Origin of the sequence: Streptomyces spiramyceticus, from assembly GCF_028807635.1 — a bacterium.
Classification (GTDB): domain Bacteria; phylum Actinomycetota; class Actinomycetes; order Streptomycetales; family Streptomycetaceae; genus Streptomyces; species Streptomyces spiramyceticus.
On record NZ_JARBAX010000001.1, the window covers coordinates 3,291,220 to 3,312,969 of the forward strand.

18 protein-coding genes and 2 pseudogenes are annotated in these 21,750 nt (G+C 66.3%); 10 read left to right on the forward strand and 10 right to left on the reverse strand.

The genetic code is table 11. The annotated features are described in order from the left end of the window. Position 1 precedes the first annotated feature (1 nt). On the forward strand, positions 2-982 hold the full coding sequence (locus PXH83_RS14835) for an alpha-ketoacid dehydrogenase subunit beta (protein ID WP_274560656.1): 981 nt from the start codon (positions 2-4) through the stop codon (positions 980-982). 14 nt (positions 983-996) lie between these two features. Continuing rightward, the gene (locus PXH83_RS14840; RefSeq protein ID WP_274560658.1) at positions 997-2,439 is read left to right on the forward strand and encodes a dihydrolipoamide acetyltransferase family protein; all 1,443 of its coding nucleotides are present in this window, start codon (positions 997-999) and stop codon (positions 2,437-2,439) included. A gap of 88 nt (positions 2,440-2,527) precedes the next feature. Here PXH83_RS14840 and PXH83_RS14845 read toward each other — a convergent pair whose 3' ends face one another. Continuing rightward, positions 2,528-3,448: a D-alanyl-D-alanine carboxypeptidase family protein gene (locus PXH83_RS14845; RefSeq protein ID WP_420803170.1), complete on the reverse strand. Its 921-nt coding sequence runs from the start codon at positions 3,446-3,448 to the stop codon at positions 2,528-2,530. Positions 3,449-3,647: 199 nt separating this feature from the next. On the opposite strand from PXH83_RS14845, the gene PXH83_RS14850 reads away from it, so the two are divergent. Together PXH83_RS14850 and PXH83_RS14855 are read left to right on the forward strand one after the other, a co-directional pair. Then, entirely contained in the window at positions 3,648-4,319 is a 672-nt protein-coding gene (locus PXH83_RS14850) for a GntR family transcriptional regulator (RefSeq protein WP_274560663.1), read from the forward strand. After that, complete coding sequence (locus PXH83_RS14855) at positions 4,316-5,626, forward strand: MFS transporter (RefSeq protein ID WP_274560665.1); 1,311 nt, start codon at positions 4,316-4,318, stop codon at positions 5,624-5,626. Before PXH83_RS14850 ends, PXH83_RS14855 begins: the two co-directional genes overlap by 4 nt. A gap of 33 nt (positions 5,627-5,659) precedes the next feature. Here PXH83_RS14855 and PXH83_RS14860 read toward each other — a convergent pair whose 3' ends face one another. Continuing rightward, positions 5,660-6,484 carry a maleylpyruvate isomerase family mycothiol-dependent enzyme gene (locus PXH83_RS14860; protein WP_274560668.1) on the reverse strand — a complete coding sequence of 275 codons (825 nt, stop codon included), beginning with the start codon at positions 6,482-6,484 and terminating at the stop codon, positions 5,660-5,662. 196 nt (positions 6,485-6,680) lie between these two features. Here PXH83_RS14860 and PXH83_RS14865 point away from each other — a divergent pair, with 196 nt between their 5' ends. Beyond that, positions 6,681-7,478, forward strand: a complete 798-nt coding sequence (locus PXH83_RS14865; RefSeq protein WP_214920630.1) for a carbon-nitrogen family hydrolase — start codon at positions 6,681-6,683, stop codon at positions 7,476-7,478. A gap of 62 nt (positions 7,479-7,540) precedes the next feature. Continuing rightward, positions 7,541-9,340, forward strand: a complete 1,800-nt coding sequence (locus PXH83_RS14870) for an NHL domain-containing thioredoxin family protein (RefSeq protein WP_274560671.1) — start codon at positions 7,541-7,543, stop codon at positions 9,338-9,340. Here PXH83_RS14870 and PXH83_RS14875 read toward each other — a convergent pair. The 4 genes from PXH83_RS14875 to PXH83_RS14890 form a co-directional block, all read right to left on the reverse strand. Beyond that, on the reverse strand, positions 9,331-9,558 hold the full coding sequence (locus PXH83_RS14875; RefSeq protein WP_214920628.1) for a DUF6458 family protein: 228 nt from the start codon (positions 9,556-9,558) through the stop codon (positions 9,331-9,333). The genes PXH83_RS14870 and PXH83_RS14875 overlap by 10 nt on opposite strands. Before the next feature lie 106 nt (positions 9,559-9,664). Continuing rightward, entirely contained in the window at positions 9,665-10,963 is a 1,299-nt protein-coding gene (locus PXH83_RS14880; RefSeq protein ID WP_274560676.1) for a M18 family aminopeptidase, read from the reverse strand. A gap of 69 nt (positions 10,964-11,032) precedes the next feature. Beyond that, entirely contained in the window at positions 11,033-11,746 is a 714-nt protein-coding gene (locus PXH83_RS14885) for a hypothetical protein (RefSeq protein ID WP_274560679.1), read from the reverse strand. A 98-nt stretch (positions 11,747-11,844) separates the two neighbouring features. Continuing rightward, complete coding sequence (locus tag PXH83_RS14890) at positions 11,845-13,671, reverse strand: acyl-CoA dehydrogenase (protein ID WP_274560681.1); 1,827 nt, start codon at positions 13,669-13,671, stop codon at positions 11,845-11,847. Positions 13,672-13,831: 160 nt separating this feature from the next. On the opposite strand from PXH83_RS14890, the gene PXH83_RS14895 reads away from it, so the two are divergent. The 4 genes and pseudogenes from PXH83_RS14895 (at position 13,832) to traJ (ending at position 16,371) form a co-directional block, all read left to right on the forward strand. Then, positions 13,832-14,566 (forward strand): nucleoside/nucleotide kinase family protein, encoded by a 735-nt coding sequence (locus PXH83_RS14895; RefSeq protein WP_274560683.1) that lies wholly within the window; start codon positions 13,832-13,834, stop codon positions 14,564-14,566. Positions 14,567-14,683: 117 nt separating this feature from the next. Next, positions 14,684-15,145 (forward strand): SseB family protein, encoded by a 462-nt coding sequence (locus PXH83_RS14900; protein ID WP_214920623.1) that lies wholly within the window; start codon positions 14,684-14,686, stop codon positions 15,143-15,145. Positions 15,146-15,265: 120 nt separating this feature from the next. Continuing rightward, positions 15,266-15,499, forward strand: a pseudogene (locus PXH83_RS14905) (cupin domain-containing protein); the annotation flags it as partial. Between the two features lie 500 nt (positions 15,500-15,999). Next, positions 16,000-16,371, forward strand: coding sequence for a conjugal transfer transcriptional regulator TraJ (gene traJ, locus PXH83_RS14910; protein ID WP_008832110.1), 372 nt, complete (start codon positions 16,000-16,002; stop codon positions 16,369-16,371). 430 nt (positions 16,372-16,801) lie between these two features. Here the strand turns inward: traJ and aac(3)-IVa are convergent, their stop codons facing one another. The 4 genes and pseudogenes from aac(3)-IVa to PXH83_RS14935 all read right to left on the reverse strand — a co-directional run. Continuing rightward, entirely contained in the window at positions 16,802-17,578 is a 777-nt protein-coding gene (gene aac(3)-IVa / locus PXH83_RS14915) for an aminoglycoside N-acetyltransferase AAC(3)-IVa (protein ID WP_001199192.1), read from the reverse strand. A 1,267-nt stretch (positions 17,579-18,845) separates the two neighbouring features. Next, positions 18,846-19,640: an APH(3')-II family aminoglycoside O-phosphotransferase gene (locus tag PXH83_RS14925; protein ID WP_274560690.1), complete on the reverse strand. Its 795-nt coding sequence runs from the start codon at positions 19,638-19,640 to the stop codon at positions 18,846-18,848. Positions 19,641-19,684: 44 nt separating this feature from the next. After that, positions 19,685-20,608: a catechol 2,3-dioxygenase gene (locus PXH83_RS14930; protein ID WP_011005909.1), complete on the reverse strand. Its 924-nt coding sequence runs from the start codon at positions 20,606-20,608 to the stop codon at positions 19,685-19,687. 905 nt (positions 20,609-21,513) lie between these two features. Beyond that, positions 21,514-21,720: pseudogene (locus PXH83_RS14935) on the reverse strand (hypothetical protein); the annotation flags it as partial. Between the last annotated feature and the right edge of the window lie 30 nt (positions 21,721-21,750).

The following is a 21,750-nucleotide window of genomic DNA, read 5'->3' on the forward strand; positions in this document are numbered from 1 at the left end:
CATGTCCGTACAGAAGTTGCCGCTCGCGAAGGCGATCAACGAGTCGCTGCGCAAGGCCCTCGAAACCGACCCCAAGGTCCTCATCATGGGCGAGGACGTCGGCAAGCTCGGCGGAGTCTTCCGTGTGACGGACGGCCTCCAGAAGGACTTCGGCGAGGAGCGGGTCATCGACACCCCGCTCGCCGAGTCCGGCATCGTCGGCACGGCGATCGGTCTCGCGCTGCGCGGCTACCGGCCGGTCGTGGAGATCCAGTTCGACGGTTTCGTCTTCCCCGCGTACGACCAGATCGTCACGCAGCTCGCGAAGATGCACGCCCGCTCGCTCGGCAAGATCAAGCTGCCGGTCGTCATCCGCATTCCGTACGGCGGCGGGATCGGCGCGGTCGAGCACCACAGCGAATCCCCGGAGGCGCTGTTCGCGCACGTCGCCGGCCTCAAGGTGGTCTCGCCGTCCAACTCGTCCGACGCGTACTGGATGATGCAGCAGGCCATCCAGAGCGACGACCCGGTGATCTTCTTCGAGCCGAAGAGGCGCTACTGGGACAAGGCCGAAGTCGACGTGGAAGCCATCCCGGGCCCGCTCCACAAGGCCCGCGTCGCGCGGGCCGGGTCCGACCTGACCCTTGCGGCGTACGGTCCGATGGTGAAGGTCTGCCAGGAGGCGGCAGCGGCGGCGGAGGAGGAGGGCAAGTCCCTCGAAGTCCTCGACCTGCGGTCGATGTCCCCGATCGACTTCGACACGATCCAGACGTCGGTCGAGAAGACCGGCCGCCTGGTCGTCGTCCACGAAGCGCCGGTCTTCTACGGTTCGGGCGCGGAGATCGCCGCTCGCATCACGGAGCGGTGCTTCTACCACCTTGAGGCGCCGGTTCTGAGGGTCGGTGGCTTCCATGCGCCGTATCCGCCCGCGCGCCTGGAGGAGGAGTACTTGCCGGGACTCGACCGGGTACTCGACGCCGTCGACCGCTCGCTTGCGTACTGAGGAGAGCCGTGACGATGACTGATTCTGCGACTTCCCAGCGTTTTCGCGAGTTCAAGATGCCCGATGTGGGCGAGGGGCTCACCGAGGCCGAGATCCTCAAGTGGTACGTCCAGCCGGGCGACACCGTCACCGACGGCCAGGTGGTGTGCGAGGTCGAGACGGCGAAAGCCGCCGTCGAACTGCCCATCCCCTTCGACGGTGTCGTGCACGAGCTTCGCTTCGGCGAGGGCGTGACGGTCGATGTCGGCCAGGTGATCATTACGGTCGATGTGGCGCCGGGCACGGAAGCGCCGGCCCCCGCACCGGCGGCGGCGCCGGAGCCCGCCCCTGCACCCTCCGCCCCTGCACCCTCCGCCCCCGCTGAGGAAGCCAAGCCCGCGGCCCGCCAGCCCGTGCTGGTCGGCTACGGCGTGTCCGAAGCGAGCACGAAGCGTCGTGCGCGCAAGGGCGCGGCGGCGTCCCCGGAAGCCGCCAAGGCGGCGGCCGCGGTGCAGGTGGAACTCAACGGCCACGGCGAGACGGCGGCCGTACCCGAGTTCCGCCCGCTGGCCAAGCCCCCGGTCCGCAAGCTCGCCAAGGACCTGGGCATCGACCTGGCCACGGTCACGCCGACCGGCCGTGACGGGATCATCACCCGCGAGGACGTCCACGCGGCGGCAGCCTCCGTACAGCCGGAGCCGGTCGCGGCACCCGCCCCGGAGCCCGCCCCCGTTGCTGCGGCCGCTGCGCCGGAGCCGGCCGCCGTGACCCCGGGCGACCGGGAGATCCGTACACCCATCAAGGGCGTACGGAAGGCGATCGCGTCGGCCATGGTGAACAGTGCGTTCACCGCGCCGCACGTCACGGAATTCATCACCTTCGACATCACGCGCACGATGAAGCTCGTCGAAGAGCTGAAGTCCGACAAGGACATGGCGGGCCTGCGGGTCAACCCGCTCCTCCTGATCGCCAAGGCGCTCCTCGTGGCGATCAAGCGCAACCCGGCCGTCAACGCGGCCTGGGACGAGGCGAACCAGGAGATCGTGCAGAAGGAGTACGTGAACCTGGGCATCGCCGCCGCCACCCCGCGCGGCCTGATCGTCCCGAACATCAAGGACGCCCAGGCCAAGACCCTGCCGGAACTGGCCGCCGCGCTCGGCGAGTTGGTGGCGACGGCCCGCGAGGGCAAGACGTCGCCGGCGGCGATGCAGGGCGGCACGGTGACGATCACCAACGTCGGCGTCTTCGGTGTCGACACGGGTACGCCGATCCTCAACCCGGGCGAGTCCGCGATCCTCGCGGTCGGCGCGATCAAGCTCCAGCCGTGGGTCCACAAGGGCAAGGTCAAGCCCCGCCAGGTCACCACCCTCGCCCTCTCCTTCGACCACCGGCTGGTCGACGGCGAACTGGGCTCCAGGGTCCTGGCGGACACGGCGGCCGTACTGGAACAGCCGAGGCGCCTGATCACCTGGGCCTGATCACCTGGGCCTGATCCGGCCTTACGTATGACAGTGCCCCGCCGGGATCCCCCGGCGGGGCACTGTCATTACGTCATCAGTCCTGTGATCAGTCCTGCTGTGCGCCCGAGGGCAGGGTGCGCAGCTTCATGGTCGTCGTGGTGCTGGTGCCGAAGCCGTAGTTCAGCATCTTGCCGGCGTCGTTGTAGCGGTCGGTGACCGTGGTGCTGTTCAGGACGACACCGACGAGGGTCTTCGTACCGCGGGTGGCGGCGAAGACCAGGCAGGGGCCGGCCGACGTGCCGGTGCCGGTCTTGATGCCGATGGCGCCGCTGTAGGAGCCCAGCAGCTTGTTGGTGTTGTACCAGGTGTACGTGCGGGTGCCGCCGGTGCTGGTCGTCGCGGTGCTCTTGTACGACGTCGCCTTGACGACGGCGCGGAAGTTGCTGTTCTTCATCGCGTAGCGGGCGATCTTCGCCAGGTCGCGCGGGGTCGTGTAGTTGTTGCCCGTCGTCGAGATGCCGTCGAAGGAGTCGAACTTGGTGTTCGTCAGGCCGAGGGACTTGGCCTTCGCGTTCATCTTGGAGATGAAGGACGTCTTGCGTGCCGAGACGGTGGTGCCGGTGCCGAAGGCGTCGGCCAGGGCGTACGCCGCGTCGCAGCCGGACGGCAGCATCGTCCCGTACAGCAGCTGACGGACTGTCACCTTGTCGCCGGTCTTCAGGTCGGCGGTGCTCGCGCCCTGCGCGGTGACGTAGTCGCGGTAGGCCTGCTTGACCGTCACCTTGCGGTTGAGGTCGACGCCGCTCGTGCTGAGGACCACGGCGGCCGTCATGATCTTCGTCGTGCTGGCCATCTGGCGCTTGGTGTCCGCGCCCTTGCTGTAGACCGTGGCACCGGTCGCGTTGTTGAGCATGAACGCGCCCTTGGCGGTGACGGACGGCGCGGTGGCCGCCTGCGCAGGCGCGGCCAGGGGCGAGACGGTCAGCAGTGCGCCGGTGGTGACGAGGACCGCGGTGGCTCTGCGCACGCCCGAGAGGCTGGTTATCAAGGAAACGCTCCGAGTTCGCGAATGCGTTGAAAGGGGGCCACCCAGGAAAGGGCGCCCCGATACCAGACTCATGAGTACGCGAAAGGGTTGTACGTATCTGCGCGCCCTGCACAAGTGCGCCGTTTCGCGATGCGGACGCCGCTTTCTGTTGCACCTCTGTTGTATCTATGCTGTGCGCATGCCTGCCGCGCCCACCGCCTCCGCCGCCCCCGTGAAGATCCCCGCCGCCGCCGAGCGCGTCTACGCGCACATCAAGAAGGCCGTCCTCGACCGGCGTTACGAAGGCGGCACCCTCCTCACCGAGGGCGACCTCGCCGAGGCCGTCGGCGTGTCCAGGACTCCCGTGCGCGAAGCGCTGCTGCGGCTGGAGGTCGAGGGGCTCATCAAGCTCTACCCGAAGAAGGGCGCCCTCGTCCTCGCCGTCTCCGCGCAGGAGATCGCCGACGTCGTCGAGACCCGGCTGCTGGTCGAGGAGTTCGCGGTACGCCGCGCCGTACCTGCAGCCCCCGCCCTGATCGCCCGCCTCGAAGAGCTCCTGGAGGAGCAGAAACAGCGCGCGGAGGAAGGCGACCTCGCCGAAGTCGCCGTCACCGACCGGTGCTTCCACGCCGAGATCGTCCGGAACGCCGGCAACCAGATCCTCTCCCGGCTGTACGACCAGCTCCGCGACCGCCAGCTGCGCATGGGCGTGACCATCATGGAGGCACACCCCGACCGCATCGCCAAGAACATCACCGAGCACGCCGAGATGCTCGACGCCATCAGGGCGGGCGACGTGGAAGCCGCCGCGCAGTGCGTACGCCGCCACGTCAGCCGGGTCAAGGTGCTGGTCAGGGGTGAGGAGCGGTGAGGGATCCCGCCGCGCCCGCCGCCTCCCTGCCCGGCGATCCACCGGGCGGCCGCCGGGCCGCCGCCGTCTGGGGCATCGGTGTCGCCGTCTACTTCGTCGCCGTCATCTTCCGTACGAGCCTGGGTGTGGCGGGCCTCGACGCCGCCGACCGGTTCGACGTCAACGCGTCCGCACTGTCGACGTTCTCGATCCTCCAGCTCCTCGTGTACGCCGGGATGCAGATACCCGTCGGCCTCATGGTCGACCGCTGGGGCACGAAGAAGGTCCTGACCCTGGGCGTCGTGCTGTTCACGCTCGGGCAGCTCGGCTTCGCCTTCTCCCCCTCGTACGGCATGGCTCTCGCCGCCCGCGCCCTTCTCGGCTGCGGCGACGCGATGACCTTCATCGCCGTACTGCGGCTCGGCGCCCGGTGGTTCCCCGCCCGGCGCGGCCCGCTGATCGCGCAGGTCGCGGCGTTGTGCGGGATGGCGGGCAACCTCGTCTCGACGCTGGTGATCGCGCGGCTGCTGCACGGCGTCGGCTGGACAGCGACCTTCGGCGGCAGCGCGGCCGCCGGAGTCCTGGTCCTCGTACTGCTCCTGCTCTTCCTCAAGGACCACCCCGAAGGGCACGAGCCCGCGCCCGCCGAGCACGCCGGCACGTCGTATGTCCGCAAGCAGATCGCCGCCTCGTGGCGCGAGCCCGGGACGCGGCTGGGTATGTGGGTCCACTTCACGACGCAGTTCCCGGCGATGGTGTTCCTGCTGCTGTGGGGGATGCCGTTCCTGGTGGAGGCGCAGGGGCTGTCGCGCGGGACCGCGGGGGAGCTGCTGACCCTGGTCGTCGTGTCGAACATGGCGCTGGGCCTGGTCTTCGGGCAGGTCGTCGCCCGCCACGGCGCGGCCCGCGCGCCGCTCGCCCTCGGCACGGTCGGCGCGACCGCCCTGCTGTGGGCGACGACCATCGCGTACCCGGGCGACCACGCCCCGATGTGGCTGCTGATCACGCTGTGCGCCGTGCTCGGGGCCTGTGGCCCGGCGTCCATGATCGGCTTCGACTTCGCCCGCCCCGCGAACCCGCCGGAGCGCCAGGGCACGGCGTCCGGGATCGTCAACATGGGCGGCTTCACCGCCTCGATGACGACGCTGCTCGCGGTGGGCGTCCTGCTCGACGCCACCGGCGACAACTACCGGATCGCGTTCGCCTCCGTCTTCGTGCTGGAGACGCTCGGCGTCGTACAGATCCTGCGTCTGCGCACGCGGACGGCCCGCCGCGAGCGGGACCACCTGGTCGCCAGCCGCGTCGAGGCGGTGCACGTCCCCGCCTGACGGCGCTGAATTACCACGGCGTGATGCGAACTACTAGGGCGTGACGGCGAAGTTGCGCAGGATCGCGTCCGCCAGGTCGCGGTCGCCCTCGACCTTGACGCGGTCGGCGACCGTCTCGTAGCGCACCCGCCCGCAGGCCAGGCGCAGATACGTCTCCCAGTCCAGGGCGACCGTCGCCAGCGGGCCCAGCGAGGGCGTGCCGTCGACGGTGCCGCGGCCTTCCCCGTCCACCCGGACCGTACGCATGAATTCGAGCGGGCCGTGAACGTCGAAGACGACAGCGGAGTTGACCGGTGCGCCCGCGTTCTTCGCGACGACCTTCGGCAGGCCCTGGACGAGAACGTCGCGGGCGACGTGCGCGCCGGGGGAGTCCAGGTTGCCGGGCACGCCGAAGGTGGCTCGCAGGTCCTGCTCGTGCACCCAGGTGTCGAACGCCCGCATGCGCAGTGCCAGTTCCAGGGTCTGCTCGGCGCCGAGCGGGGCGCGGACCATGGTGTCGGGGGCGCGGTTCTCGTTACGGAGCTGACGTGCGCGGCGGATGATCGTGTATTCGAGCTCGGAGGTCATCTCCGGCGCCGTGTGGTGGCGCCGTACGTCGACCTGCATCTCCATGTACCGGGCGAACTCCGAGGTCACGTGGTAGAGATCGCGCGGCAGCGTGTGGATCGGCCGCGGGTCGCCGAGCATCTCGCACTCCATGCCGATGATGTGCGAGACGATGTCGCGCACCGACCAGCCGGGGCAGGGCGTACGGCGGTTCCACTCGCCTTCGACGAGCGGCGTCACCAGCTCGGATATGGCTTCGATGGAGTGGGTCCAGGCGTCGGCGTAGGTCTGGAGGCTGGGATGGACGGTCACGGGACCCCTCGTGCGGTTCAGTGGCGGTGGAGCTGGAGCTGGGCTTGGCTGGCTTTGGCTTGGCTGCGCGGGCTTACTACTGGGCTGCGTGGGAGGTTCGCACGCTAAGTTACGCTGCCCCGTGGCACCCTGGCAGTGCTTTGGTGTGACGATCGTAGGCCCGTGTTGACGACTCGAATGCCAGGACGGTGGTAGTGTGCGCGCCTCCCTCATCCAGATCGCAGTAGACCCGGACGAACCGGTCAATTCCCGCCGCCAACGCGTGGCTTCACTCGTACGCGACCAGCGCGACGTCGGCGCCGATCTGGTGATCCTCCCCGAGCTCTGGCCCGTCGGGGCTTTCGCCTACGAGTCCTTCGCGGACGAGGCCGAGCCCGTCGAGGGCCCGACGTACGACGCGATGTCGAAGGCGGCGAGCGACGCGGGGGTGTGGCTGCACGCGGGGTCGATCGTCGAGCGTGACGACCTGGACCCGGACGGCCCCCTCTACAACACCTCCCTGGTCTTCTCCCCCTCCGGCGACCTCGTCCGCACGTACCGCAAGATCCACCGCTTCGGCTTCGACAAGGGCGAGGCCGTGATGATGAGCGCGGGCGAGGACCTGGTCACGGTCAGGGCCGCGGGCCTGACCTTCGGCCTCGGCACGTGCTACGACCTGCGCTTCCCGGAGCTCTTCCGCGGCCTCGTCGACGCCGGGGCGGAAGCCTTCGTGATCCCGGCCGGCTGGCCCGCCCGCCGCCGCGCCCACTGGACGCTGCTGGCGCAGGCCCGCGCCGTCGAGAACCAGGCGTACGTCCTGGCCTGCGGCACCGCGGGCACGCACGCCGGCGTGGAGCAGGCGGGGCACAGCATCGTCGTGGACCCGTGGGGCGAGGTGCTCGCCGAGGCGGGCGCGGCGGAGGAAGTCCTGACGGTCGAACTCGACCCGGCGAAGGTGACGGAGACGCGGGAACAGTTCCCGGCCCTGAAGGACCGCCGCCTGCGCCTGCCTTGACGACGGCCGCCGGACGCGCCCTGGTGGAGCCCTGCCATGAACAGGGGTGGCACCCTGGGTCCATGAACGATGCGTCCCCCGCTCAGCGTCATGCCCGTGTCCGCGGCCCCGAGCTCGTCGGCAAGGGCGGCTGGCTGAATACAGGTGGCACCGACTACACCCTCGCTGACCTGCGAGGGCGCATCGTGATCCTGGATTTCTGGACCTTCTGCTGCATCAACTGCCTGCATGTCCTCGACGAGCTCCGCGAGCTGGAGGAGAAGCACCGCGACACCGTGGTGATCATCGGCGTCCACTCCCCGAAGTTCGTGCACGAGGCCGAGCACCAGGCCGTCGTCGACGCCGTCGAGCGCTATGAGGTGCACCACCCGGTCCTCGACGACCCGGAGCTCGCCACCTGGAAGCAGTACGCCGTACGGGCCTGGCCCACGCTCGTCGTGATCGACCCCGAGGGTTACGTCGTCGCCCAGCACGCGGGCGAGGGGCACGCGCACGCCATCGAGAAGCTCGTCGAGGAGCTGGAGGCGGCGCACGAAGCCAAGGGCACACTGCGGCGCGGTGACGGGCCGTATGTCGCGCCCGAGCCGGTCGCCACCGATCTGCGCTTCCCCGGCAAGGCGGTGGTGCTGCCCGGCAGCGGGAACTTCCTGGTCTCGGACTCGACGCGGCACGAGCTGGTCGAGCTGGACCCGGACGGCGAGACAGTCGTACGGCGCATCGGCGGCCCCGGTGTCCTCAAGGAGCCGCAGGGGCTCGCGCTGCTCCCCGACGGCAGGGTCGTCGTCGCCGACACCGTCAACCACCAGCTCCGTACCTTCGACCCGGCCACCGGCGCGATCGAGACCGTCGCCGGCACGGGAAAGCAGTGGTGGCAGGGCGAGCCGACCGCCGGACCGGCCCGCGAGGTGTCGCTCTCCTCGCCGTGGGACGTCGCCTGGTGGCAGGGCAAGGTGTGGATCGCGATGGCCGGCGTGCACCAGCTGTGGACGTACGACCCGGAGAGCGGCACCGTCGAGGTCGCCGCCGGGACGACCAACGAGGGGCTGGTGGACGGCCTTGCGGCCGAGGCGTGGTTCGCCCAGCCCTCGGGGCTCGCGGCGGACGGCGACCGGCTGTGGGTGGCCGACTCCGAGACGAGTGCGCTGCGGTACGTCGACAAGGAGATGGTGGTGCACACCGCCGTCGGGACCGGTCTCTTCGACTTCGGGCACCGGGACGGAGCCGCCGGGCAGGCGCTGCTTCAGCACCCGCTCGGTGTGACCGCGCTGCCGGACGGGTCGGTGGCCGTGAGCGACACGTACAACCACGCGCTGCGGCGATTCGATCCGGCCACGGACGAAGTGACCACCCTGGCAACGGACTTGAGGGAGCCCAGCGGCGCCGTACTCGTCGGCGAGGACATCGTCGTCGTCGAATCCGGCCGCCACCGGCTGACCCGGCTGCGACTGCCGGACGAAGCGGTACGGGTGGAGGCCCGCGCCCACCGCACCCAGCGGGCGGCGACCGACGTGGCCCCCGGGGAGCTTCGGCTGGACGTCATCTTCCAGGCGCCGGCCGGGCAGAAGCTGGACCTCAGGTACGGGCCGTCCACCAGGCTGCTGGTGTCGTCGACCCCGCCGGAGCTGCTGGTTTCGGGTGAGGGCGCGGGGACCGACCTGAGCCGGGACCTGGTGCTGGCCGACGGCGTGACCGAGGGCGTCCTGCATGTCTCGGCCATGGCGGCGTCCTGCGACGACGACCCGGCGAACGAATACCCGGCCTGCCATGTGCACCAGCAGGACTGGGGCGTCCCCGTCCGCGTCACTGCGGAGGGAACGGCCCGGCTGGGTCTGGTACTTGCCGGTATGGACGATCAGTCGTAGTGCCGGTAGCGCTCTTCGACCAGCGGCGCGTCGGCAGGTGGCAGATGTGTGGTGCGGCGCCGCTTGAGGACGCTCGTGTACACCGCGATGCCGATGATGCCGACGAGCATCATGATGAGACCGACCAGGTCGAGGTTGACGCTTTCCATCTCCCAGTCGGTGGCGAATGTGAGGATCGCCCCCACTGCGACGAGGACGATGCAGCCGCCCATGCCCATGGATCTCGCCTCCGGAGTATTGGCTGTTCCGGGCTGGTAGGTACGCGAGTACCCGGACCCGGAACAGCCATGCTTCAAGGCGCAGTTGGCGGTTCGGCCGACCCGCTCAGCTCTCCAGGAACGCCTTCATCGCGTTCGCCAGCATGTGAGGGTCGTCCGCCCCGCACAGCTCACGCGCACTGTGCATGGAGAGGATCGCGACGCCGATGTCGACGGTCTGGATGCCGTGCCTTGCCGAGGTGATCGGCCCGATCGTCGTGCCGCACGGCATCGAGTTGTTCGACACGAAGTTCTGCCACGGTACGTCCGCCTTCTCGCACGCTGCCGCGAACACGGCCTGCCCGCTGCCGTCCGTCGCGTACCGCATGTTGACGTTGACCTTGAGGATCGGGCCGCCGTTGGCGCGCGGCTGATGCGTCGGGTCGTGGCGCTCCGTGTAGTTGGGGTGGACGGCGTGCCCGGTGTCGGAGGACAGGCAGATGGTCCCGGCGAAGGCGCGCGCCCTGTCCTCGTAACTGCCGCCGCGCGCGAACACCGAGCGCTCCAGGACGGTGCCGAGCAGCGGCCCGTCGGCGCCCGTGTCCGACTGCGAGCCGTTCTCCTCGTGGTCGAAGGCGGCGAGCACCGGGATGTACGGGAGGGAGGCATCGTCCGCCGCGCTGACGGCCGCCAGCGCCGCCACGCCCGCGTGCACGGACAGCAGGTTGTCCATGCGCGGCCCGGCCAGCAGTTCGCGGTCACGGCCCAGGTAGGACGGGCGCTCGATGCTGTGGGCCATCAGGTCCCAGCCGGCGACCTCGCCCTCCGCCAGGCCCTCTTCCTCCTCCAGGAACCGGATCAGGTCCCCTTCGTTGACGTCGCCGAGGCCCCAGATGGGCTGCATGTGGCGCTGCCGGTCGAGCTTGAGGCCGTCGGTGTTCACCGACCGGTCCAGGTGCACGGCAAGCTGCGGCACGCGCAGCAGCGCCCGGTCGATGTTGACCAGCCGGTACGAGCCGTCGCGCAGCGTCAGCCGCCCGGCGATGCCCAGGTCCCGGTCGAGCCAGGTGTTGAGCAGTGTCCCGCCGTAGATCTCGATGGCGATCTGGCGCCAGCCCTCCGCGCCCATGTCGGGCAGCGGCTTCACATGCAGATGCGGTGAGTCGGTGTGCGCGCCGACGATCCGGAACGGGGTGTGCGCCCCGGCACCCTCCGGCACGTACCAGGCGACGATCGCACCGCCGCGCAGCACGAACTTGCCGCCTGCTGTGCCGTCCCAGGTGTCGGTCTCCGCGACCTGCCGGAAGCCGGCCTTCTCCAGCCGCTCGGCGGCGTTCGCCACCGCGTGATACGGCGACGGGCTGGCCGCCAGGAAGGACATCAGGTCGTCGGTGTGGCCGCGGTCGAAGCGGGGGGGTGCGCTCATGGGGTTCACCCTAACGACGCGCTTGTACGGAGCGCCTCATGGTTGCGGAGGTCAGACCGGATGCGGGCATTACAGCCCGGGCGGCCGTTCGAAGCGCCGCTGTATCGTCCGGCGCTCGCCCCTGCGCACCTGCGGAAGCATCTGCGGGGCGCCCGGCGGACGCTGCTGCTGACGGCGCCTGCCCACACAGAACAGGCAGCCCTCGCCGGGCGGAGCGGTCGGGTCGATGGGCGAGCCGGGGTGGTCGGCGCAGCCCGACGCGTTGCGCGGACGGGACAGCTCGCGGGCCACGATGAAGGCGCGGTGCAGGGTGTCTGCGAGCTCCACGAACTCCTCGGCGGGGGAGGAGACGGTGACGGAGAACGCGCGGTCGTTGACTCCCTGGAGGTAACCCTTGAGCACATCCAGCGTGTACGGCGGGTCCGGCACGGGATAGCCCAGGCGCCGCTGCTCGGCCGGCGCGGGCACGCTGCGCTCGCCACGGCGGCGGCGGTCGTTGCACAGGAGACAGCGGCCCCAGCCCGTCGGGGCCTCGGGGTCGATGGCGCCGTTGGGGTGCAGGGGGCAGCCGGTGTAGCTCTTGACGGGGGCGAGGTCGGCGGCCGTCTTGAAGGCGACGTACAGCGAGTCGGCGACCGGTTCGTACTCCAGCGGGTGGGAGCCGTCGTACAGGTCGCCGATCCGGTCGCCCAGCGAGCCGAGCTTTCCGCGCAGCTCATTGAGCGCGTACGGCCGGCCGGCCGGGACGGAGTAGCCCCCCCTGCGGGGTTCCATGGAACTCATGCCAACAGAGTCGCACGGTGCACTGACAACGGGCCGGGCACCAAGTGCCCGGCCCGTCGCCAGAGGGTTTTCCAGAGGTGGAAAGTGGGTCGGACCGCCTAGAAGGCAGCCTCGTCCAGCTCCATCAGGGACTGGTCGACCGACTCGGCCAGCGCACGCTGGACGCCCACACCCGGCAGCACGTTCGCGGCGAAGAACTTCGCGGCCGCGATCTTGCCCGTGTAGAAGGGGACGTCCTTCGCGGAGGCGTTCGGCAGCTTCTCGGCCGCCACGGCCGCGCCCTTGAGCAGCAGGTACGCGACGACGACGTCACCGGAGGCCATCAGCAGGCGGGTGGTGTTCAGGCCGACCTTGTAGATCGACTTGACGTCCTTCTCGGTGGCCGCGAGGTCGGTCAGCATCGCGCCGACGATCGCCTCCAGGTCCACGGCCGCCTTGGCGAGCGTGTCGCGGGCCTCGGCCAGCTCCTCGCCGCCGGTGCCGACCGCGAGGAACTTCTTGATGTCCTCTGCCAGCGAGTTCAGCGCCGCGCCCTGGTTGCGGACGATCTTGCGGAAGAAGTAGTCCTGGCCCTGGATGGCGGTGGTGCCCTCGTAGAGGGTGTCGATCTTCGCGTCGCGGATGTACTGCTCGATCGGGTACTCCTGGAGGTACCCGGAGCCGCCGAACGTCTGGAGCGACTGCGCCAGCTGCTCGTACGACTTCTCGGAGCCGTAGCCCTTGACGATCGGCAGCAGCAGGTCGTTCATGGCGTGCAGCGCCTTGACGTCCTCGCCCGCGGCCTCCTTGACGGCGATCTCGTCCTGGACGGACGCGGTGTACAGCACGAGGGCGCGCATGCCCTCGGCGTACGACTTCTGCGTCATCAGGGAGCGGCGTACGTCGGGGTGGTGCGTGATGGTGACCTTGGGCGCGGTCTTGTCCATGAAGTTCGCCAGGTCGGGGCCCTGGACGCGCTCCTTGGCGTACTCAAGGGCGTTCAGGTAACCCGTCGAGAGCGTCGCGATGGCCTTCGTGCCGACCATCATGCGGGCGAACTCGATGATGCGGAACATCTGGCGGATGCCGTCGTGCTTGTCACCGATCAGCCAGCCCTTGGCGGGGTGCTGGTCGCCGAAGGTCATCTCGCACGTGTTGGAGGCCTTGAGGCCCATCTTGTGCTCGACGTTCGTGGCGTAGGCGCCGTTGCGCGCGCCCAGCTCGCCGGTCTCCCAGTCGAACTCGTACTTCGGGACGAGGAAGAGAGACAGGCCCTTGGTGCCGGGTCCCGCACCCTCCGGCCGCGCCAGCACGTAGTGAAGGATGTTCTCCGACATGTCGTGCTCGCCGGACGTGATGAAGCGCTTCACGCCCTCGATGTGCCAGGAGCCGTCCTCCTGCTGGATGGCCTTCGCACGGCCCGCGCCCACGTCCGAGCCGGCGTCCGGCTCGGTGAGCACCATGGTGGAGCCCCACTGCTTGTCGACCGCTATCTGCGCGATCTTCTTCTGCGCCTCGTTGCCCTCGTTGAAGAGGACACCGGCGAAGGCCGGGCCCGAGGAGTACATCCAGACGGCCGGGTTCGACCCGAGGATGAGCTCGGCGTACGACCAGATCAGCGTCGCGGGGGCGGTGGTGCCGCCGATGCCCTCGGGGATGCCCAGGCGCCAGTACTCGGAGTCCATGAAGGCCTGGTAGCTCTTCTTGAACGTGGCCGGGATCGGCGCGGTGTTGGTCTCCGGGTCGAAGACCGGCGGGTTGCGGTCGATGTCGGTGAAGGAGGCGGCGAGGTCGTTCTCCGCGAGGCGGTTGAGCTCGTCGAGGATGCTCTTGGCGGTCTCGACGTCCATCTCCGCGAACGGGCCGGTGCCGTACAGCTTGTCGCGGCCGAGGACCTCGAAGAGGTTGAACTCGATGTCGCGGAGGTTCGACTTGTAGTGACCCATGGCAACGGCTCCGTTAAGGATCGGGAGGCAGGTTCCTCGTACATCTACTACTAGCAAGTAGCTAAGATGATGCTACCCGCCGGTAATAAGAGCAACCCCTATCGGGCGATCTGTGACGCGTGCAATGCTCCGGCGGCTGTCGAGGGGACGGGTGAACGCAGTGGGTACAGAGCGTGCAGGCGTACGGCATTCGGCTTCCACCTGGCACCAGCCGCACCCGCCGGCGGCCTCCCCCGAGCGGGACGCGCTGGTCGACGACACCGTGAAACGCATCCTGGCCCTGGGCGGCGGCCGGCTCATGGTCGGCATCGACGGCTTCACCGCCGCCGGGAAGACCAGCTTCGGGCACGAGCTGGCCGAGCGGATCAGCGCCGAGGGGCGGCCGGTGCTGCGGGCCACACTCGACGACTTCAAGAAGCCGTGGAAGGACCGCCACCTGTACGACCGCGAGTCGGGCGAGGGCTACTACCGCAACGCGTACGACTACGAGGCGGTCAGGCGCCTGCTGCTGGACCCCTGCCGGTCGCCGGAGGCCGCGAGCTGTGCGCTGTGCGGCATCGACCCGCTGACGCAGCGGGACCACTCGTCCGAGGCGACCCCTCTCGCGCACGACTCCGTCCTGATCGTCGACGGCGTCTTCGCCTTCCGGCCGGAGATCGACGCGTACTGGGACTTCCGCGTCTGGCTGTGGGTGGATGCGGAACTGTCCGTCCTGCGGGGCGCGGAACGGGATCAGAACTGGGCGGGCTCCGACGCGGAGTCGATCCACCGGGACCGCTATCTGGTGGCGGAGCGCCTCTACCTGCGGGAGGTCGATCCTCTCCCGAGGATGGACCTGGTGATCGACAACTCGACGTTCGCGGCCCCGCGCGTCGTGGGCCGGCTCCAGGGCTGACCGGCGGCCCTGCCCGGGGTCCCGGTCAATCGGCGTCCCAGCCCCTCCCGCGATCCAGGACGCCGGTGATCGGGTGGGCGGCCCACGAGGGGGGTCGTACTCAGTACGCTGTTGGCCATGTACGGGTACGAGCAGAATCAGGGCGCCCAGCAGCAGTACGCCCCGCCGCAGCCCCCGCCCCAGGGCGGCTACGGGGAGCAGCCGCTCTACCCCGAGCCGTCGCCGCCCTCGCTCGCCGACGCGGTGCGCGCCTTCACCACCGGGTCGCTGTCCGCCGAGGACTTCCAGCAGATCTTCGCCACGTCGAAGGTCTACTGCCCGCGCGGCGACAACCCCGGATTCCTCGCGCTGCACAACACCCAGCAGCCGGTCATCCCGATGTTCACCTCGCTGAAGGAACTGCGCAGGTACGCGGGCAAGGAGTCCAAGTACTTCGTGATCACCGGCGCCGAGGTGATCGACCTGCTGCCCACCGGGTACGGCTTCGTCCTCGACATGGAGGGCGAGCACCGGATGGTCTTCGACGCGAAAGCGGTGGAGCAGATGGTCGACTTCGCGATGCGCCGGATGTATGGCTAGCCGCCACTGCTTCGCAGGCGGCTGACGGAAGCCGCTCGGACCAATCGGGGAATATCGCCCGCCTTGCAGGAAGTTCACCCTTCAACTAAGTTGAATGATGAACAACCCGAGGAGGCTGTCGTGCCCGCAGTGACCGTCGAGAACCCGCTGACCCTTCCCAGGGTCGCCGCACCCGGTGACGCCGTGGCGCGTCCCGTGCTGGCTGTCACGACCGCGCCGGGCGGTCTCGAAGGGGAGGGCTTCCCGGTACGCCGTGCCTTCGCCGGCATCAACTACCAGTACCTCGACCCGTTCATCATGATGGACCAGATGGGTGAGGTGGAGTACGCCCCCGGGGAGCCCAAAGGTTACCCCAGTTGGGGCACTACTCCCGAAAACCGCTTCTGACCTGGGAAAACGTGAAGCCCCGGGGCATCCGCTGAGGGTTGCCGCCGGGGCTTCGGTGTGTCCGTCAGTACGGGCCATAGAGGGGCGTCGTGTAACCCACCCAGGGCGATTGCTCCGGCACGGGGAAGCCGCGCCACGCCTTCGGGACGTCTGGAATCGCTAGAGCTTGCATGCCTGCAGGTCGACGGATCTTTTCCGCTGCATAACCCTGCTTCGGGGTCATTATAGCGATTTTTTCGGTATATCCATCCTTTTTCGCACGATATACAGGATTTTGCCAAAGGGTTCGTGTAGACTTTCCTTGGTGTATCCAACGGCGTCAGCCGGGCAGGATAGGTGAAGTAGGCCCACCCGCGAGCGGGTGTTCCTTCTTCACTGTCCCTTATTCGCACCTGGCGGTGCTCAACGGGAATCCTGCTCTGCGAGGCTGGCCGGCTACCGCCGGCGTAACAGATGAGGGCAAGCGGATGGCTGATGAAACCAAGCCAACCAGGAAGGGCAGCCCACCTATCAAGGTGTACTGCCTTCCAGACGAACGAAGAGCGATTGAGGAAAAGGCGGCGGCGGCCGGCATGAGCCTGTCGGCCTACCTGCTGGCCGTCGGCCAGGGCTACAAAATCACGGGCGTCGTGGACTATGAGCACGTCCGCGAGCTGGCCCGCATCAATGGCGACCTGGGCCGCCTGGGCGGCCTGCTGAAACTCTGGCTCACCGACGACCCGCGCACGGCGCGGTTCGGTGATGCCACGATCCTCGCCCTGCTGGCGAAGATCGAAGAGAAGCAGGACGAGCTTGGCAAGGTCATGATGGGCGTGGTCCGCCCGAGGGCAGAGCCATGACTTTTTTAGCCGCTAAAACGGCCGGGGGGTGCGCGTGATTGCCAAGCACGTCCCCATGCGCTCCATCAAGAAGAGCGACTTCGCGGAGCTGGTGAAGTACATCACCGACGAGCAAGGCAAGACCGATCCCCGGGGACCTGCAGGTCGACTCTAGCTAGCTGGCCAGGGCCCGATACGTCGCGGTGAGTTCAGGCTTTTTCATATCTCATTGCCCCCGGACGAGCGTCTGCTCCGCCATTCGCCGTCCGCCGTGCCAATCGGATCAGCCGTCCAAATGCGGGATTTTCGTTAGTCGGAGGCCAAACGGCATTGAGCGTCAGCATATCATCAGCGAGCTGAAGAAAGACAATCCCCGATCCGCTCCACGTGTTGCCCCAGCAATCAGCGCGACCTTGCCCCTCCAACGTCATCTCGTTCTCCGCTCATGAGCTCAGCCAATCGACTGGCGAGCGGCATCGCATTCTTCGCATCCCGCCTCTGGCGGATGCAGGAAGATCAACGGATCTCGGCCCAGTTGACCCAGGGCTGTCGCCACAATGTCGCGGGAGCGGATCAACCGAGCAAAGGCATGACCGACTGGACCTTCCTTCTGAAGGCTCTTCTCCTTGAGCCACCTGTCCGCCAAGGCAAAGCGCTCACAGCAGTGGTCATTCTCGAGATAATCGACGCGTACCAACTTGCCATCCTGAAGAATGGTGCAGTGTCTCGGCACCCCATAGGGAACCTTTGCCATCAACTCGGCAAGATGCAGCGTCGTGTTGGCATCGTGTCCCACGCCGAGGAGAAGTACCTGCCCATCGAGTTCATGGACACGGGCGACCGGGCTTGCAGGCGAGTGAGGTGGCAGGGGCAATGGATCAGAGATGATCTGCTCTGCCTGTGGCCCCGCTGCCGCAAAGGCAAATGGATGGGCGCTGCGCTTTACATTTGGCAGGCGCCAGAATGTGTCAGAGACAACTCCAAGGTCCGGTGTAACGGGCGACGTGGCAGGATCGAACGGCTCGTCGTCCAGACCTGACCACGAGGGCATGACGAGCGTCCCTCCCGGACCCAGCGCAGCACGCAGGGCCTCGATCAGTCCAAGTGGCCCATCTTCGAGGGGCCGGACGCTACGGAAGGAGCTGTGGACCAGCAGCACACCGCCGGGGGTAACCCCAAGGTTGAGAAGCTGACCGATGAGCTCGGCTTTTCGCCATTCGTATTGCACGACATTGCACTCCACCGCTGATGACATCAGTCGATCATAGCACGATCAACGGCACTGTTGCAAATAGTCGGTGGTGATAAACTTATCATCCCCTTTTGCTGATGGAGCTGCACATGAACCAAAAGGATCTAGGTGAAGATCCTTTTTGATAATCTCATGACCAAAATCCCTTAACGTGAGTTTTCGTTCCACTGAGCGTCAGACCCCGTAGAAAAGATCAAAGGATCTTCTTGAGATCCTTTTTTTCTGCGCGTAATCTGCTGCTTGCAAACAAAAAAACCACCGCTACCAGCGGTGGTTTGTTTGCCGGATCAAGAGCTACCAACTCTTTTTCCGAAGGTAACTGGCTTCAGCAGAGCGCAGATACCAAATACTGTTCTTCTAGTGTAGCCGTAGTTAGGCCACCACTTCAAGAACTCTGTAGCACCGCCTACATACCTCGCTCTGCTAATCCTGTTACCAGTGGCTGCTGCCAGTGGCGATAAGTCGTGTCTTACCGGGTTGGACTCAAGACGATAGTTACCGGATAAGGCGCAGCGGTCGGGCTGAACGGGGGGTTCGTGCACACAGCCCAGCTTGGAGCGAACGACCTACACCGAACTGAGATACCTACAGCGTGAGCTATGAGAAAGCGCCACGCTTCCCGAAGGGAGAAAGGCGGACAGGTATCCGGTAAGCGGCAGGGTCGGAACAGGAGAGCGCACGAGGGAGCTTCCAGGGGGAAACGCCTGGTATCTTTATAGTCCTGTCGGGTTTCGCCACCTCTGACTTGAGCGTCGATTTTTGTGATGCTCGTCAGGGGGGCGGAGCCTATGGAAAAACGCCAGCAACGCGGCCTTTTTACGGTTCCTGGCCTTTTGCTGGCCTTTTGCTCACATGTTCTTTCCTGCGTTATCCCCTGATTCTGTGGATAACCGTATTACCGCCTTTGAGTGAGCTGATACCGCTCGCCGCAGCCGAACGACCGAGCGCAGCGAGTCAGTGAGCGAGGAAGCGGAAGAGCGCCCAATACGCAAACCGCCTCTCCCCGCGCGTTGGCCGATTCATTAATGCAGCTGGCACGACAGGTTTCCCGACTGGAAAGCGGGCAGTGAGCGCAACGCAATTAATGTGAGTTAGCTCACTCATTAGGCACCCCAGGCTTTACACTTTATGCTTCCGGCTCGTATGTTGTGTGGAATTGTGAGCGGATAACAATTTCACACAGGAAACAGCTATGACATGATTACGAATTCGAGCTCGGTACCCCCGAACCCCAGAGTCCCGCTCAGAAGAACTCGTCAAGAAGGCGATAGAAGGCGATGCGCTGCGAATCGGGAGCGGCGATACCGTAAAGCACGAGGAAGCGGTCAGCCCATTCGCCGCCAAGCTCTTCAGCAATATCACGGGTAGCCAACGCTATGTCCTGATAGCGGTCCGCCACACCCAGCCGGCCACAGTCGATGAATCCAGAAAAGCGGCCATTTTCCACCATGATATTCGGCAAGCAGGCATCGCCATGGGTCACGACGAGATCCTCGCCGTCGGGTATGTGCGCCTTGAGCCTGGCGAACAGTTCGGCTGGCGCGAGCCCCTGATGCTCTTCGTCCAGATCATCCTGATCGACAAGACCGGCTTCCATCCGAGTACGTGCTCGCTCGATGCGATGTTTCGCTTGGTGGTCGAATGGGCAGGTAGCCGGATCAAGCGTATGCAGCCGCCGCATTGCATCAGCCATGATGGATACTTTCTCGGCAGGAGCAAGGTGAGATGACAGGAGATCCTGCCCCGGCACTTCGCCCAATAGCAGCCAGTCCCTTCCCGCTTCAGTGACAACGTCGAGCACAGCTGCGCAAGGAACGCCCGTCGTGGCCAGCCACGATAGCCGCGCTGCCTCGTCTTGCAGTTCATTCAGGGCACCGGACAGGTCGGTCTTGACAAAAAGAACCGGGCGCCCCTGCGCTGACAGCCGGAACACGGCGGCATCAGAGCAGCCGATTGTCTGTTGTGCCCAGTCATAGCCGAATAGCCTCTCCACCCAAGCGGCCGGAGAACCTGCGTGCAATCCATCTTGTTCAATCATGCGAAACGATCCTCATCCTGTCTCTTGTCAGCTACTTAGAATTCTCAGGTCAGCACGGTCATGAATCGTTCGTTGAGAATGCGGTCGTGGTAAAAGATCGCCTTGCCCAGCTGGTCGGTGGTCCAGGTCACCGGTTTGTGGTCCGGGTAGTTGTAATCTCCCCCGCAGAACACTTCGTTGCGGTTACCGGACGGGTCGAAGAAGTAGATGGTCTTGCCGTGAGTGAGGCCGTGGCGGGTTGGGCCGATATCGATAGATGTGTCGGTCATGGAGATCAGGTCGGCGGCGCGAAGCAAGTCTTCCCAGGTTTCGAGGTGGAAGGACACATGATGGAGGCGGCCTTTTTCCGGATGGTGAATGAAGGCCACGTCGTGGGCCTTGGTCGACAGACTGAGAAACTGGGCGACGCGCGTGCCATTTTCGTCCAGCACCTGTTCGGCCAGATAGAAACCGAGCACCTTGGTGAACAGGTCATAGGTCGCCGGCAATTCGTCGCCATACATGAGGGCGTGGTCGAAACGCACAGCCGCCATACCTTTCAGATCGCGCGGCCATGCCTCGGGATTGACGTCATTCAAACCCCACTTTCCAGTATATTCCTTGTCTGCATACAACTCGAAGTGATGCCCGGAGGGGGCCTGGAAGCGCACGCGCCGGCCACAACTGTTCAGTTCACCTGCGGGTAGCTGCTCAACGGCACAGCCATATGCCATCAGATCCCGCTCCAGTTGCCGGAGAGCATCCTCATCCACAACCTTGAAACCCATAAAATCCATGCCCGGCTCGTCAGCCTCGCGTAGCACCAGGGAAAACTTATCCACTTCGGTCCAAGCCTTCAGATAGACACGGCCCTGGTCGTCACGGTCCATCTCGATCAGGCCCAGCAACTCGACGTAGTGTTCCAGGGCCTTGCTCATGTCCAGTACACGCAGCTGCACATGGCCCGGTCGCATTACACCTTTGTTCATGACGTCACCTCTTCAACTCAGATATCATCGCGCGCGGCCGCTCGTCATTCCTGCGAGTGGACTCGGACCAGCATCGCGAATTCACCCCGACCGCCCCAGGTACACCGGGCACACTCATTCCGCTTCGCTCCCCCACCGACGCACCCTCGGCGCGGACCGCTCCCACCGCTCCGAAACGTGAGGGGAAACCCACCACGAGCGCCCCACGAGTGGTGCCGGGGCACCACGACCGACCACTCCACGAGATCGCTCCACAACGCGACGTGATCACCTCACCGCCGATCACCCCCAGAAGGTGACATGCCATCAGAAACACGTCGCGCCGGCCGCGTCCGCACAGCCCCCGGAACACCCCGCGGGACGCACCATCGCCACGGCTGTGTGGGCCGACGCCCCCTTGACGGACACGAACCCAAATGGCCTACCTGCCAAGGGAGAGTTTGCGGTCGGCGGGCGCATCCGAGGGACCTGCCGCCTGCCGGACACCGCGGCGGGTATACGGCACCACGCGAAAACTCCCCCTGACCTTTCCAGGGCTTCTACGGCACTGCCCAGGCGGCCGCGGATATAGTTCCTCCTTTCAGCAAAAAACCCCTCAAGACCCGTTTAGAGGCCCCAAGGGGTTATGCTAGTTATTGCTCAGCGGTGGCAGCAGCCAACTCAGCTCTAGAGTCGACCTGCAGCCCAAGCTTGGCACTGGCCGTCGTTTTACAACGTCGTGACTGGGAAAACCCTGGCGTTACCCAACTTAATCGCCTTGCAGCACATCCCCCTTTCGCCAGCTGGCGTAATAGCGAAGAGGCCCGCACCGATCGCCCTTCCCAACAGTTGCGCAGCCTGAATGGCGAATGGCGCCTGATGCGGTATTTTCTCCTTACGCATCTGTGCGGTATTTCACACCGCATAAATTCCCCAATGTCAAGCACTTCCGGAATCGGGAGCGCGGCCGATGCAAAGTGCCGATAAACATAACGATCTTTGTAGAAACCATCGGCGCAGCTATTTACCCGCAGGACATATCCACGCCCTCCTACATCGAAGCTGAAAGCACGAGATTCTTCGCCCTCCGAGAGCTGCATCAGGTCGGAGACGCTGTCGAACTTTTCGATCAGAAACTTCTCGACAGACGTAGATCAGGCTTC